The sequence below is a fragment of the Robiginitalea rubriflava genome (assembly GCF_052540725.1).
The window spans coordinates 2,933,541-2,947,949 of sequence record NZ_CP199309.1 but is presented as its reverse complement, the minus strand read 5'-3'; the positions used below and the strand labels follow the sequence as shown (position 1 = coordinate 2,947,949).

At 47.2% G+C, this 14,409-nt stretch carries 18 protein-coding genes; 5 read left to right on the top strand and 13 right to left on the bottom strand.

Annotation, left to right across the window (positions count from 1 at the left end):
- Positions 1 to 109 precede the first annotated feature (109 nt).
- Positions 110 to 1,054 carry a DUF6268 family outer membrane beta-barrel protein gene (locus ACT6NU_RS13295; protein WP_445382158.1) on the top strand — a complete coding sequence of 315 codons (945 nt, stop codon included), beginning with the start codon at positions 110 to 112 and terminating at the stop codon, positions 1,052 to 1,054.
- Here ACT6NU_RS13295 and ACT6NU_RS13290 read toward each other — a convergent pair.
- Complete coding sequence (locus ACT6NU_RS13290) at positions 1,046 to 1,417, bottom strand: DUF7009 family protein (protein WP_445382157.1); 372 nt, start codon at positions 1,415 to 1,417, stop codon at positions 1,046 to 1,048. The genes ACT6NU_RS13295 and ACT6NU_RS13290 overlap by 9 nt on opposite strands.
- Before the next feature lie 124 nt (positions 1,418 to 1,541).
- Between ACT6NU_RS13290 and ACT6NU_RS13285 the strand changes: the two genes are divergently transcribed.
- The 3 genes from ACT6NU_RS13285 (at position 1,542) to ACT6NU_RS13275 (ending at position 3,994) form a co-directional block, all read left to right on the top strand.
- Positions 1,542 to 1,679, top strand: coding sequence for a hypothetical protein (locus tag ACT6NU_RS13285; RefSeq protein ID WP_445382156.1), 138 nt, complete (start codon positions 1,542 to 1,544; stop codon positions 1,677 to 1,679).
- Positions 1,680 to 1,736: 57 nt separating this feature from the next.
- The gene (locus ACT6NU_RS13280) at positions 1,737 to 2,942 is read left to right on the top strand and encodes a multidrug effflux MFS transporter (RefSeq protein WP_445382155.1); all 1,206 of its coding nucleotides are present in this window, start codon (positions 1,737 to 1,739) and stop codon (positions 2,940 to 2,942) included.
- A gap of 95 nt (positions 2,943 to 3,037) precedes the next feature.
- On the top strand, positions 3,038 to 3,994 hold the full coding sequence (locus ACT6NU_RS13275) for a TerC family protein (RefSeq protein ID WP_445382154.1): 957 nt from the start codon (positions 3,038 to 3,040) through the stop codon (positions 3,992 to 3,994).
- A 4-nt stretch (positions 3,995 to 3,998) separates the two neighbouring features.
- On the opposite strand, the gene ACT6NU_RS13270 is transcribed toward ACT6NU_RS13275, so the two are convergent.
- Positions 3,999 to 4,328, bottom strand: a complete 330-nt coding sequence (locus ACT6NU_RS13270) for a hypothetical protein (RefSeq protein WP_445382153.1) — start codon at positions 4,326 to 4,328, stop codon at positions 3,999 to 4,001.
- A 200-nt stretch (positions 4,329 to 4,528) separates the two neighbouring features.
- Here ACT6NU_RS13270 and hpf point away from each other — a divergent pair, with 200 nt between their 5' ends.
- Positions 4,529 to 4,837 carry a ribosome hibernation-promoting factor, HPF/YfiA family gene (hpf, locus tag ACT6NU_RS13265; RefSeq protein WP_445382152.1) on the top strand — a complete coding sequence of 103 codons (309 nt, stop codon included), beginning with the start codon at positions 4,529 to 4,531 and terminating at the stop codon, positions 4,835 to 4,837.
- Between the two features lie 2 nt (positions 4,838 to 4,839).
- Here hpf and ACT6NU_RS13260 read toward each other — a convergent pair whose 3' ends face one another.
- The 11 genes from ACT6NU_RS13260 to ACT6NU_RS13210 form a co-directional block, all read right to left on the bottom strand.
- Positions 4,840 to 5,181 carry a hypothetical protein gene (locus ACT6NU_RS13260; RefSeq protein ID WP_445382151.1) on the bottom strand — a complete coding sequence of 114 codons (342 nt, stop codon included), beginning with the start codon at positions 5,179 to 5,181 and terminating at the stop codon, positions 4,840 to 4,842.
- 130 nt (positions 5,182 to 5,311) lie between these two features.
- Complete coding sequence (locus ACT6NU_RS13255) at positions 5,312 to 5,560, bottom strand: acyl carrier protein (RefSeq protein WP_445382150.1); 249 nt, start codon at positions 5,558 to 5,560, stop codon at positions 5,312 to 5,314.
- Entirely contained in the window at positions 5,557 to 6,837 is a 1,281-nt protein-coding gene (locus ACT6NU_RS13250; RefSeq protein WP_445382149.1) for a beta-ketoacyl-[acyl-carrier-protein] synthase family protein, read from the bottom strand. Before ACT6NU_RS13250 ends, ACT6NU_RS13255 begins: the two co-directional genes overlap by 4 nt.
- Positions 6,834 to 7,289 (bottom strand): 3-hydroxyacyl-ACP dehydratase FabZ family protein, encoded by a 456-nt coding sequence (locus ACT6NU_RS13245; RefSeq protein WP_445382148.1) that lies wholly within the window; start codon positions 7,287 to 7,289, stop codon positions 6,834 to 6,836. Before ACT6NU_RS13245 ends, ACT6NU_RS13250 begins: the two co-directional genes overlap by 4 nt.
- Before the next feature lie 3 nt (positions 7,290 to 7,292).
- A complete protein-coding gene (locus ACT6NU_RS13240; RefSeq protein WP_445382147.1) occupies positions 7,293 to 8,093 on the bottom strand; it encodes an SDR family oxidoreductase in 801 nt (266 codons plus the stop codon).
- Positions 8,094 to 8,103: 10 nt separating this feature from the next.
- Complete coding sequence (locus tag ACT6NU_RS13235) at positions 8,104 to 9,159, bottom strand: type III polyketide synthase (protein ID WP_445382146.1); 1,056 nt, start codon at positions 9,157 to 9,159, stop codon at positions 8,104 to 8,106.
- 6 nt (positions 9,160 to 9,165) lie between these two features.
- Entirely contained in the window at positions 9,166 to 9,876 is a 711-nt protein-coding gene (locus ACT6NU_RS13230) for a methyltransferase domain-containing protein (protein ID WP_445382145.1), read from the bottom strand.
- Positions 9,873 to 10,988 (bottom strand): NAD(P)/FAD-dependent oxidoreductase, encoded by a 1,116-nt coding sequence (locus tag ACT6NU_RS13225; protein ID WP_445382144.1) that lies wholly within the window; start codon positions 10,986 to 10,988, stop codon positions 9,873 to 9,875. Before ACT6NU_RS13225 ends, ACT6NU_RS13230 begins: the two co-directional genes overlap by 4 nt.
- Positions 10,989 to 11,059: 71 nt before the next feature.
- A complete protein-coding gene (locus ACT6NU_RS13220; protein WP_445382143.1) occupies positions 11,060 to 11,752 on the bottom strand; it encodes an OmpA family protein in 693 nt (230 codons plus the stop codon).
- Positions 11,753 to 11,756: 4 nt separating this feature from the next.
- Entirely contained in the window at positions 11,757 to 12,239 is a 483-nt protein-coding gene (locus ACT6NU_RS13215) for a lipocalin family protein (RefSeq protein WP_445382142.1), read from the bottom strand.
- A 106-nt stretch (positions 12,240 to 12,345) separates the two neighbouring features.
- Positions 12,346 to 14,322, bottom strand: a complete 1,977-nt coding sequence (locus ACT6NU_RS13210; protein ID WP_445382141.1) for an alpha-ketoacid dehydrogenase subunit alpha/beta — start codon at positions 14,320 to 14,322, stop codon at positions 12,346 to 12,348.
- Positions 14,323 to 14,409: the final 87 nt, after the last annotated feature.

Below are 14,409 nucleotides of genomic sequence, written 5' to 3'. Positions count from 1 at the left end.
AAGTACAGCTATTAATAGGACTAGCCTTTCACAAAATTGTTACAGTTCGCAAAGAAGTTGTCCGTTTGGGCGTAAAATAATTTGGTATCTTGCTGCAAATTCACCGCATTTGAATTTCCGATCGGCCCTGGCTCTGCTCTTTCTATTTAGCGGCCTGCTTAGTCAGGGGCAGCAATATGTAGACATATTGTCTATCTCCTACGGCATTAGTCCGGAAACAGGTTTTGAAAACCAAGACGGTACTTCCCGTATTAACCATGCGGATATCAATCTTACCCTTCCCATCCCCTTAAACGATCGCACCAACCTGATCATAGGTTTTACAGGAATCCTTAACCGACTGCGCCTGGATCCTGCGGCAGCCGAACATAATACGCTCTACAATATCAATTCCCCTATCGGAATTAACAGAATTTATGCCAATGGCTGGTCGGGGACGCATGTACTTATGCCCCGCCTCTCATCGTCTTTCGAAAACAGCCGCCTGGGGTTTCAATTGGGCACGGCCCATCTTTTACAAAAGAATTACTCCCCTACCCGTAGTATTACCTTCGGACTCTATATGAATACGGAAGAACAGGGCCTGCTGCTGGTTCCCCTTCTCGGATATTATTTCCTGAGCCCGGACGAAAGCTGGGAGTTTAATTTGCTGCTGCCTGCACGAGCCGATATCAATTATGGGATAAGTCCCGGTATGAAAATAGGTCTGACTTACGATGGGCTGGGATCTTCTTATGCCATTGATAGTGAACAATTTGGCAAGGCTTATGTTCAGCGTATATCCAATGAACTGGCAACATACTTTCGCTTCGACCTGAGCAAATCTTTTTTGCTTTCTTTCCGCGCGGGTTATTCTTTTTTCCGCTCCTACAGGGTGTATGACAGTGAAGACCGGGTTAACATTTCTGTAGGCAATATCTTCTTTAAAGACCCCCGCTCAATCCTGAATACATCCATTAAGGATGGATTTTTATTTAAGACCAGGCTGGTATACCGCTTCCACCTCAAAGCCCTTTCAGACCAGGCGCTATTAAAATCTCAAAAATTAAACTGATCCCGCCTTTGGATTAGGATACTGGTCGGTTTGTCCGGAGGGATCCCGATCCAGGCAGACGAAGTCCTTTTCAAGGAGCAATTCCAGTTGATGGCCTTCTACGGCCTGTATACTTCCGCTGAACCCGACATTTGAATCCTGGCTCCATTGTCTTCCCCAGGTATCGGGAAGTAAAAGGCATATTTCGCGCTCGGTAAAGCAAGCGCTCAGCTGATCAATTTTACGGGATAATGTAACCCTGTAGGTAAAAAATCCTTCCGGAAAGGCAGTAGTCTGCACCACTTCCCCTTCATTCCCCAGTGTTTCCACTTCAGAGCGCCGCAGCCGGAAACGAACACTATCCCCTTCTATACGGATTTTCATAATGCGAACTTAAATTATCCTTAAAGATACAACAACAACTACAGGAATTTCAAAATCCAAAAAAGCGTTTACTAAGCTGAATTTCTTTGAAGCGAATTAAATAACTTTATCAAAATAGCAACTCATGAAAAACATCATCAGGGCTGTCCTGGCCGCCTGGGGCGCCAAACGTATAGGAGGCGGGCGTTGTGGATGTATAGGGACCATTTTTGTTTTCATCATACTATATTGGCTATTGGGCTACGTCTTCAAAGTGCTATAGAGGAAAACTTGTAGGGCGGACCTTTTGGGTTCCCTTAGATCCGCGTACCTTTGCACGATGGATCTGGAAAACCAGCGTCAATCCGAATTTATTGTCTTAATGGCTGCCCTGATGTCTATGGTAGCCCTCGCGCTGGATGCGCTGCTGCCGGCCCTGGATATTATCGGCCTGGCAATCGGCAACCGCGATCCTGCCAATAACCAGCTTCTTATTACCCTTTTTTTTCTCGGTTTGGGTACCGGTCCACTTATTTTCGGTCCGCTTTCGGATAGTGCAGGACGCAAACCAATAGTCTATATAGGCATATTCATATTCTTGTTTTCCAGTCTTTTATGTATTTTTTCTGAAAGCCTGGAAGTAATGGTAACCGGGCGAATCCTGCAGGGAATGTCCTTGTCTGCTCCGCGTACCATCAGTATTGCGATGATACGGGACCGCTTCAGCGGAGATTATATGGCCCGCATCATGTCTTTCGTAACAGTTGTGTTTATCCTTATCCCCATAGTGGCCCCAGCTTTCGGGAAACTGGTCCTGGATGCATTCGGGTGGGAAGCCATTTTTGTAGTTCAGGCCGGCATTGGAATACTGATAGGCATCTGGTTCTGGAGGCGGCAACCGGAAACCCTTCAGCAACGAAACCGGACCCCTTTCAGGTCATCCCGGATCTGGAATGGCTTTAAGGAAGTACTAAGCTTTCGCCGAACACTGCTATTTACACTAATCTGGGGTTTTATAACCGGTTCTTTCCTGGTCTACCTCAGCACCTCTCAGCAAATCTTTGAGGTACAATACGGACTTGCTGATTTGTTTCCCTATTTATTCGCCTTACTGGCTATCACCATTGGAGGCGCTACTTTTTTAAATGGTTCCCTGGTTGTACGCTTCGGGATGCGAAAATTGATAGGGGTCTCCCTGGTCTGTTTTACGCTTATTTCGCTGGCATACATCCTTTTATTCAATAATGGAAACAACCCATCAATCGCCGTCCTGATGAGTTTTCTGTGCCTTCAGTTCTTTGCGGTAGGCTTTTTGTTTGGAAATCTGAGGGCTATGGCAATGGAACCACTGGGACACATTGCGGGGATAGGTGCCGCCATAACCGGCTTCCTTGCTACCCTTATGTCTGTTCCGTTGAGCACCTGGATCGGGAGTTACGTAATAGAATCCACCCTGCCCCTGTTCGTCGGTTTTTTTGGCTGTGGCTGTATTTCACTGCTGTTGTTCGGATACAGCAATTACCGTCTGCGAGCGAACCGGACCTAGCCTGCGTTATTTATCCGATAATTTAAGTGTGCGTCCGATTTATATCCCTGCAAAAGCATTCGGATGCTTATATTTGCTCAAAAGGAAGCCCCCGCATGTGGATATGGATCATCTTTATCGCTTGTATTATTGTATTTCTGGCACTGGACCTGGGTATTTTCAACAAGAAGGACCACATTATCCGATCCAAGGAAGCTGCGATATGGACTGCTGTCTGGGTTTCCGTTGCGCTTTCCTTTAGCGGAATTATCTATTGGCTTTTTTCCAGAGGCCTGGTGAGCAACCCTACGGATCTCGACCCGGGCACTGCCGTTCTTAAATACATCACGGGTTACCTTATTGAACTCTCCCTTAGCATAGACAATGTCTTTGTGATTGCCGTTATTTTTAAAGCTTATTCCATACCCCCTATTTATCAGCACCGGGTATTATTCTGGGGTATTTTAGGCGCAATAGTCTTCAGGGCCCTTATGATTTTATTCGGGGTGACCCTGATTAACCAGTTCGAGTGGATTATTTATGTTTTTGGGGCCTTTCTCCTGTATACAGCCTATAAAATGATCAAGGCAGAAGATCATGAGTTTGATCCGAAAAAATCACGCACTTTCGCGATTCTTAAAAAACTCTTTCCCATTACAACCTCCTTTAAGGGAAACCAGTTTTTTGTGAAGCGATTAGGTATTTATGCGGCCACCCCCCTTTTTGTGGCACTCATTGTAATTGAGATAACAGACATCCTTTTTGCCCTGGATAGTATCCCTGCCATTTTAGCGATTACGGCAGACCCTTTTATAGTTTTCAGCTCAAATATCCTGGCCATACTCGGACTGCGTTCTATGTACTTCCTGGTTTCGCGTATGCTTCAGAAATTCCGCTATATCAATTACAGCCTGGTCGTTATTCTCGCTTTTGTGGGCTTAAAAATGCTTTTTTCGGATAAAATCCACCTTGAGGAATGGGTTTCGCTTACCGTGATTATCCTTTCCCTTGCGGGCGGCATTTTCAGCTCGCTCCTGATTCCCGAAAAAACAGCAAAGGATAATACAGATTAAATGATTAATGGCGGGTACGTCTGTTGTACTCCCTGATTTCCTTTTCCAGCATCCGGAAATCTGACGAAAACTGCCGTATCTGTTTGGAAAGTTTCCATTGATCCGTTTGCCCCGCAAGATTGTTTCTGTACAGGTTTTCGCAGTTCAACCGGAAAAGCTTCAGTCGATTTCGAAGTTTTTCCTTACGTTCAAATTGTTCAGAAACCTGAGGCTCACAGGCATAGGATTCCAATATTCTTTTCAGGTTCCTGGATTCGTTCTGGATTCGCTTTAATAATTCTGAACCCTGAAACCGCTCCAGGGGTTGCTGGCCGTGTATAATAGAGGGTCCCATACGTACAAGAATCAGGTTGAATACCGGTTTATGCTTAATAATTTACAAATTTTTCAGGTTCATACGGGTAGCTGCAGCGTTTTATCCGTAGATTAACCTATTGTTTACTTTTCTCTGATCATTTCCCAGAAAAGAGATATATGCAGCGAAATTTGGCCGGAATGGGCAGGTGTATTATATTACCTCAAATTGATAGATTAATGGATATTAACTTCGAATACGATTCGGTAAAAGCCAGTGAAAGACTGGAAATAATGGCTGCCGAAAAATTGACTAAACTCCAGGATAAATACGATTTTATAATTCGGGCAGATGTCTTTTTCAAAAAGGAAAACACCTCCAGTCCGAATAGTGGAATGATTTGCAATATGCGCCTGAGTATTCCAGGGCCCCGTCTTTTTGCGGAAGCCAGTCACGGAAGTTTCGAAGCATCCATTGCAGAATCTATCTCAGACCTGGAAAGGCAGCTTCGCAAACGCAAGGAAAAACTGAAAGGGAAGTTTAGCTAAACCTATTCCTCTACACTGTCCCGGTCTTCAAAACCCATGGAAGCCAGCACCTTATCCCACTCGGAAGAGAAAGGGGTCAGGTAGAGTTCGCGCAATAATTTCCGCTTCTTCTTCAAAGGGATATCCAGGGTATCGAGGATGGCCCTGCGGCTCAAAATATACTGTATTCTTCTTCGCTTGAGATCCATCCGGGCTTCTCTTGGAAGGATAAGGTCAGACTCATAGCTTTCCAAGATAGTTTTATGGGTAATTTCCCGGGCTTCGGCCTTTACAACCTCCTGAGCGGCAACAGAGAGGCATCCCATTATCAGCAGTATGCTGAGGACTGATTTTGCTGTTTTCATAAAAGTGTCTCGAAACGGCAAACTACAAAAAACGAAGAAATCTGACTCAAAATGAGCCATTGTCATTCCCTTTGACGAATGGATTGGATTTTTATCGGTGCTTTCCGCTCACCAACCCCTCAGACCGATATCATTTGGTCTTTTCCTGTATGATCCGAAGTGCATCCGCCACTGTCTGCATCTGCTGCATATCTGACTCCTCCAGGCGGATGTTGTAATGATCCTCAACATCCAGAACAATATCGACCAGATGTGCGGAATTGATATTGAGGTCATTGATCAGGTGGCTCGTTTCCTGCACCTGTTCCGGTTTCACATCTTGGGGCAGATAGGGCTTGATAATTTCGGCAAGTTGATGATAATTTGAAATGTCTTTCATGAATCCGGATTATATCTGCTAAAAATAACACAAGAATTGACATCCCCGAAACCAAAACTGGCTTTAGCCACTATATTTATCTTTGCAGGGATGCTTTGTAAAGGGATACGTTCACGGCCCAGCATTTCTTCTATTTCGGGATGCAAATCCTCTGCATTAATATTCCCGAAAATCCGGTTCTTTCGGATCTGCAACACGGCCGCAACACATTCCATGCTTCCTGAAGCAGCCAGGCCGTGGCCTAATAGTGATTTAAAAGAATTTATTAACGGAAAATCCTTTCCACGGCATCCCAAAGCCTCTGTCCAGTTTCGAATTTCCACAGCATCACCGGTTGTAGCCGTCAGATGGCCATTTATAGTATCGATATCCGAGGGTTTGATGCCCGCATTATTCATGGCTTCGGTGATACAGCGCCTGACCCCCTCATTGTTTGCAGCGGTCATGCTTCCGCCATTACGCTGCCCGCCACTATTGATATTCCCCCCCAGTACTTCAGCATAAATGGTAGCCCCGCGTTTTTGGGCACTCTCCATGGTCTCCAAAAAAAGGGCTCCTGCCCCACTTCCTGGCACGAAACCGCTGGCGGATGCAGAAAATGGCCTGCTGGCCCTTTGAGGATCTTCATTGTAGCGGGTTGGAAGGATCCGCATGGCGTCAAAACCACCCCAGATATAGGGCCCGCTATCCCCACAGCTTCCGGCCAGCATACGTGTGGCCTGCCCGCTGCGAATTCGTTCATAAGCGAGAAGTACGGCCTCTGTACCGGTACTACAGGCCGAGGAATTGGTGCTCACCTGGTTCCCTGCACCCATTTTACCGGCTAGAAACGCACTTATCCCGCTGGCCATGGTTTGAGGCACAGTGGTACTGCCCAGCCTGCGTGTGTTCCCGGCATCGACCAGGTAGATAGACTCCCGGAATTTATCTACGCCCAATATCCCTGTCCCGAAAATGACCCCGGTCTCCCAGTCGGTCTGAGAACTATCAGCCAGGCTAAACCCGGCATCCTCCCATGCTTGCAGCCCGGCTATACCTCCGTACAACAAACCGGTAGACAGGAGTCCGCGCTGCTCTAATGTTGTAAAGTACTGGTCTATATCGGACTGCTTAAGTATCGGTTTTCCAGCAATCTGGCATTTAAAATTTAATCGCTCTAATTCAGGGAAATGCCGAATACCTGAGCTCCCCTTATCCATGGCTTCTCCGAAGGCTTGCAGCCGGTTTGCGTTTGGCGCGCATATTCCCATCCCGGTTATGACAACCCGATTTTTCATCTGCTTTCTTGTATGATCATTCCAGAAAGTGTTCCCCGGCACAGTAGTTCGTCTTCCGAATTCACCATCTTAACAGAAGATTTTAATTTCCCGAACCGGAAATATTGCTTCTCCCCGATTACCCTTACCGTTTCACCCGGAAAGACGGCTTTTAAGAATTGCATCTGTGTCTCTGAAAATGCAATTATGTCTTCGCCTTTATATGGATTTCCACTTTCCTCCAGCAAGTATATTCCATGGCAAACCAGGGCAATCTGGGCACAACACTCTGTAAGGATCACCCCCGGGGTAACCGGCCTGTCTTTAAAATGCCCTCTGTAATACCAACTGTCACTTGGAAAGCGATACTGCCCCACAATGCGTTCAGGGGTCAGTTCCGGGAGCGCATCTACAAAAAGGAAAGACTCCCCATAGGGCAATTTCTCAAGCAATCTGTCTGCATCTGTGTACATGATCTATATCAAATGTTCTCCTCCGTCGGCTATTAAGATATTTCCGGTGATCCAGGATGCTTCTGGCCTGCAGAGTAAATAGGTCGCATTTGCCACATCATCGGGTTGGGTCAGGCGATTGTTCGGGTTTCTCTTAATGCTGTAAGCAGCCAGTTTATCCGATCCCGGGATTTTATGAAAGGAATCTGTAAGGGTCACCCCAGCCTGTATACAATTAACTCTTATGCCAAGTGGGGCAAATTCTACTGCCATTTGCCGGACCAGCGCTTCCAGGGCGGCTTTTGCCACACCTACGGCCCCGTAGGAAGGAAGTACCTTGCTACTGCCTTCACTGGTAAAGGCTATCACACGGGTATCAGGAGCCAGTATGCCCGCCAGATTTAATTCCTGTACCCACTGGTAAAGGCTAAAAGCCATCGCATCTGCAGTAATACGTAAATCCTCAGCAGAGAGGCCTTTTTCGGAGCCTTCCGGGAGCATCCTTTTTAAATTCCCTTTTGCAATACTATGGACTACCACTCCAATTCTGCCCGAGCCTCCCAAAAGGGTCCTTATTTTATCAATCTGCTCCTTGCGGCGCTGGGGGTTCAGGGCATCGGTCTGAAAACTGTAAAATGCCGGCGCAATATCCCGGAATTCTTCAAAGTCTTTTTCCACTTGCTCCAGGTCTTTTGCCAGGTCCCTGTGCAGGATAATCAAAGGATATTTTTCAGCAGCCAGTTTCTTTGCCGTTGCCAGGCCAAGGCCCTTGCTCCCTCCCAGGATAAGGGCAAAAGGTTTTGATTTGTTTTCTGTTGTTCCCATTTTATTGACTTCAAAATCGCAATAGTATGCGCTGGGCCGTAAAACCAGGTCCAAAACTTAGCATCAGCCCCAACTCCCCCGCTTTAATCGATTTTTTCATAAAGCGCTCCAGGACGTATAGGACCGTTACACTGCTCATATTTCCGTATTCGCGCAATACTTCGCGAGTATCATCCAATCCCGCTGGCAAATCTGCAAACACTTCGGAAACGGTCTCTACAATTTTACGACCCCCCGGATGAAAAATAAGATGCCTCAGGTCTGCCAGTCCTATTTTCTGTTCCTGAAAAATAGGCTGTAACATAGGGATAAAATGCGCTGCAATGGTTTCCGGAACCTCCGGATCCAGTAACATCTTTAAGCCGCTATTGGTAAGTTGAAATCCCATCAAATGGGTCGCATCCGGAAAATGATACATGCCTTCTGCCAGGATTTCGGGACCGGAATCTTCCTTTGCCGAACTTAGAAGCACACAGCTAGCCCCGTCTCCAAAAAGGGCAGCCGAAACTATATTTGCCATGGAATGATCATTGTGCTGAAAAGTGGCCGTAGGGCTTTCAAAAGCAACCACCGCCGCCCGCTTCCCGGGATGGGCTTTTAAAAAACGGTTTGCGTAAATCAGACCGGAAATACCGGCTACACACCCCATTTCCGTTACCGGCAGACGAACGATGTCTTCCCGGAGCTCCAGGGCGTTTATCAGATAGGCATCCAGGGAAGGGATCATAATCCCCGTACAACTCACTGTAATAATATAATCCAGCTCACTGCCCTCCCAGCCCGCTCCACTCAGGGCTTTACTCAGCACTTTCTGCCCGAGATCTTTGGATGCCCGAACGTATTGTTCATTTTTATCCTCAAAACTCTCAGGGCTGAAAACCTCTTTTAAATCCATGATCCCATAACGGGTGTCCACACCGGCTCCTTCAAAGATCTTTAGGGCTTTACGCACAAGTCGGTCGGGTTCACCTTCCAGCCACTTGGATACATATGGAAGTATTTCGGGGGTAGACCGGCTATAAGCTGGCAATACCTTTTGTGCGGTAACAATGCGCACTGTATTCATAGCAATTCATTTATTTCTGCCCTCCAGAACCCACAGGTAGCGGAAGGCCCATTTCCACCTGATGCTATATGCATTTACGGAAAGCTGATCTGAAAAATTCTGTAGTTCAGCCCTTAGAAATCCCCTTCGGATTGAAATAGCTCCATCCGAACGGGCCACCTCAGACTTCATAAAAATAACACCAAATAACCGGAATAAATAGTAGGCTAGTTTATTTCGATGCAAATCGTTGACCACTATGGCTTTACATGTATCACTTAGCCAGTTATCCAGAAGATTTTTTATTTCTGTATCACGGAAATGGTGTAAAAACAGGTTGCAAATAACCACGGTGTTATGGCCGGGGAGCCCTGGAAAATCCAGGATGTTTTTTTCTTCTATACTGATTTCCGGGAATTCAGCCGCCAGGGCAGCTGCGGAGGCAACCGAACGGGGGTTGATGTCCCAGCCGATGAGTTTTACCTCAAATCCGCGCTTTCGGCAGTAGCGAGCCAGGTAACGAAGAAACTCTCCGTTCCCACATCCGATATCAAGGATACAAATGGGGTCCTCCTTACTGTGCAAATAAGGTTTTAAAGCTTCAATACTGCTGCGATGCCCGCCAAGGTAACGGTTTACCTTGCTGATATCGGCAAGGGCCTTTTTGAGTTCGGTTTCCGGAAGGCTCAGGTCGTCCATCGCCTCAGTTTCATACGTGCGCTTTTTGAAGTCCATCATAGAAGCTGTTTGGTTCCATGGGTTTTACGGATTGCGGTCTTTAACAGGGAAGGAAAATGAGTTGCCAGATCCAGGCCTAAGCGGCTTCCCACCGGGTGTGTCAGTAAACGCTGTAACTGTCTGCCATACCAAAGGCGCTGCCGGTAGGTCAGCAGCCATTCTTCAGAATAACATGCCTCCATCTGCTGTCGGGTAGTAAGCCTGCCCGACAGGTATTCCCCTGCCCAATGGGCCGCCCTTCTGCCACTACCTATAGCCATTGCCATCCCGTTTCCGGTAAGGGGATGGATAAGCCTGGCTGCGTCTCCGGCCAGCAGAATGTGATCTTCAACCAGTCTTTTGGTTTTAAAGGAAATTTGTGAAATGCTCAGGGCTTGCGGAAATAGTGGTTCTGAATCCGCCAGCACTTCATCCAGGTCCGGATGCTCAGCAATAATGCCTTCCATGCATTTACTGAGATTCGGGGTTTCTTTAAAACGGCTGCTTTGTATTAAAAAGCAAAAATTCACAGACCCCGTTTCAGTAACAGAAAGCCCCCCATAGCCTCCCCTGAAAAAATAGAGTCCTACCTGGTCTCTGGGGTACTTCGCCTTAAAATGCATTTTTATTCCCATCCAGGAGCTGTGGCTTTTGAAAAAGTTGCGATTTAACTCCCGGTCCATTCCGCTGCGCTTGCCCCAACTACCAATAACCAGATCAGCCCCCCAGGAATCCTTTGCCATATCAAGCCTGTGGTAGCTGTCATCGAAATGGATATGGTAAACCGATTCAAAAATAAACTGTACACCGGACTTAAGGGCCCGCCTGTATAGTCTTTCATCAAGCGCATAGCGGCTGATTCCGATACCTCCCAGTGGCAGGTCAATATTGTTCAGCTTTCCTTTTCCTGTTGCCAGCACCATTTTATCAATCTGTGGAGCATCAGACAGCGGGATCTCTATGCTCTCCAGATAGGGAACCACTTCCCGGGATAGGTATTCACCGCAAACCTTGTGCCTGGGAAACGGATGTTTTTCAAAGACTACAACACCATAGCCCGCTTCGGCCAGTTCAATAGCCGCCGTAAGGCCCGCAAGGCCTGCTCCCACAATGGCAACTTCCGTCTTTTTCACCCTTGGAAGGTACACTATTTCACAAAAAAATCCCGGAAGTTCCGGGATTCGTAATGAGATTTAAGGTGTGATCAGCCTTTTGTTTTTTGCCGGGCCTCTTCCTTAAGCGCGTCACTGGCAATGATCCCCAGCTCCACCCTTCTGTTCTGCGCTTTTCCCTCTGCAGTGGCGTTATCTGCTTTGGGCTGGGTTTCCCCATACCATTTTACGGTAAAGCGATCAGCATCCAGGCCCTGTGCGATTAAATAATCGGCTACTGATTGGGCCCTTCGCCGGCTTAGGTCCATATTGTATTCATCCGAACCGGAACTATCCGTATGTCCTTCAACCAGGATAACCGTTTTCGGGTACTCCCTGAAGATATTGGCGAGGCGTCCGAGGGTTTCTGTAGAAGCCCCTTTGATATCCGATTTATTAGTGTCAAAATACACCCCGGCTCCCTGGGTAAAGGTGACATTTATCCCCTCACCTACCCGGGTTACCTCTGCACCAGGTACTTCCTCCTCAATGCGCTCGGCCTGCCGGTCCATTCGATCTCCGATATATCCTCCAGCAACACCGCCAACAACGCCTCCGATAATGGCTCCCAATACGGTATTGCCTTTGCCTACGTTATTTCCAATAACCCCCCCGATCACAGCACCGCTACCGGCACCGATTACGGCACCCTTTTGCTTGTTATTGGCATTTTTTACAGCGTTACACCCCAGGGCCAGACTTAAAATGATGACGTAACTGACTGGTTTTAATAATTTAATTTTCATATACTTAATTTTTTTGGAATTCATAAATAACACTGATAGCCTCTCCATCTACTCTAACGTTAGATTTAAGCTGCATTTCAGTAGACGTGAGCCTCTCAATGTTCAATCGATATCCCAGTCCACCTGAAATATCTTTGCGCTTATCGTCTATAAACTTAAACTGCAACTGACTGCTATAGCTCTCCGGGTTTTTTAAAACAGACCAGCGAATGGAGCGGTCTCCCCCTTCACAGAGGCTGCCCTGCTTAATTGTATAACGGCCGGTACTATTATTGTCTCTGAAAAACCAGTTGCTGTCTTCAAAACAAATAGCATCCGCGTCGTTAAAGAGGATGGCCGAAAAAGAGCCTTCGTTGTTTTCATAAGAGATATCCGTAAGGGTCCAGGTTCCGCTGATCAGGTTACGTTGCTGCCTGACTTCCTTGGAGATTGAGCAGGACTGCAGCGCCAGCAAGGGTAAAAAGACCCATAAAAAATGTTTTTTCATATATAAGGCTTAATTAGTTTACTGCTATATACGTATGCGGACCATTAATGGTTCTCGAAAACCGGAATAATTATCAACAGTCTTTACCAATCGATTACTAATGGGGTTAGTAGGCGAGCAGATCTGCCAGTGCCAACCGGAGCCGTTTCTGGGGGAGATACTCCTTTTCCAGTGCTGCTGCAAAGGGTACCGGGATCTCAAGGGAGGCCACCCGTTTAACCGGGGCGTCCAGATATTCAAAACAATTCTCATTAATCAAGGCCGAAAGGTCGGAGGCTATGCCACCGAAGAGACTATCTTCCTGCAGAAGCAGGACCTTGCCTGTTTTTCGTACTGATTGGTATACGGCCTCCACATCCAGCGGGCACAATGTTCTGAGATCCAACAGGTCTGCATCTGCAATTCCCATCTCGTCCAGGGCTTCCAGTGCCCAATGTACACCGGCTCCATAAGTAATCAGTGAAATCGCATTTCCAGACCTTAAAAGAGCTGCCTTCCCGAAAGGGATGGTGTAGTAAGCCTCTGGTACCTCTCCATAAACGCTTCGGTACAAGCCCTTATGCTCAAAAAACAGCACCGGGTTCGGATCATTAATTGCCGTGGTCAGAAGCCCTTTGGCATCTGCCGGAAAAGCCGGATAGGCTACTTTAAGCCCGGGGACTTTGGTAAACCAGGCTTCGTTGGTCTGGGAATGGAACGGCCCGGCCCCCACCCCGGCCCCGCAAGGCATACGGATAACCACATCTGCCTGTTGACCCCATCGATAATGAACCTTGGCCAGGTAGTTGACAATAGGGTTAAAGCCGGAACTCACGAAATCTGCGAACTGCATTTCCACTACCGCTTTCATTTCATTAACAGAAAGCCCCATGGCAGTGGAAACCACGGCCGATTCACAAATGGGAGTGTTGCGGACCCTGTCCCTGCCAAATTGCTTCAAAAAACCTTCCGTAACCTTAAAAACGCCGCCATATTCAGCGATATCCTGCCCCATCAGGACCAGGTTCGGATGCCGCTCCATAGACTGCCGGAGCCCCTGGGATACTGCATCAACCAAGCGAATTTCATTGGTTTTATCTCCAGGACTAACTTCTTGATAGTTAAATGGTTTAAACAGGTCACCCAATTCTTTTGTTTCATTAAAAGGCACCGGTTCTTCGTCAAAGGCTTCCGACAGCTTATCGTTGATCTCGTGGACGATTTCTTTTTTTAGCCGTACCTCCAGGACCTCAGTAAGTATGCGCTCATCTTTAAGATAGGAAGCGAAGTTTTCCAGCGGATCCCTGGCAGCCCAGAAATCCATTAGCTCCTGCGGGACATATTTCGTTCCGCTTGCCTCTTCATGCCCGCGCATACGAAAAGTTTTGAATTCCAATAAAACCGGTCGGGGATCCCTGCGGATACTTTCACAAATTTCGCTTACGCGTGTATAAACCTCTATTATATTATTTCCGTCCAGAATGTGGGACTCCATGCCATAACCGATCCCTTTATCGGCCAGGTTAGCGCACTTGTACTGTTCTTCCACCGGTGTCGAAAGACCGTATCCGTTATTTTCAATACAAAATAAAACGGGTAGGTTCCAAACAGCTGCAATGTTCAGCGCTTCATGAAAATCGCCCTCGCTGGTTGCCCCTTCCCCTGTAAAAACGGCCGTAACCTGCTTGCGCTTATTGATCAGGTCTGCCAGGGCAATCCCGTTTGCGACCCCCAGCTGGGGCCCCAGATGGGAAATCATCCCCACTATCCTGTGCTGGTTGCTGCCAAAATGGAAGCTTCGGTCCCGTCCGTTTGTAAACCCCCCTGCCTTTCCCTGCCACTGGGAAAAAAGACGATTTAGGGGAACCTGCCTGCTTGTAAAAACCCCCAGGTTGCGATGCATGGGCAGGATGTATTCTGAATCGGAAAGGCTGGAGGCCACTCCTACCGATATGGCTTCCTGCCCGATCCCGCTAAACCATTTTGAAATTTTCCCCTGCCGAAGCAGGATCAGCATTTTTTCTTCTATCAGCCTGGGCTTGAGCATCCTTTGGTAGAGCATCAGCAGCTGGTCTTTTGAAAGGGAATGGTTAGGGTATTCCATAAAAGAAATCTCTAGAAATTTGAAGAATTCAAACACAAATCTAAACAATCAGGCCATAGTTCGCTCAATAATTTTAGTAACTTTGAG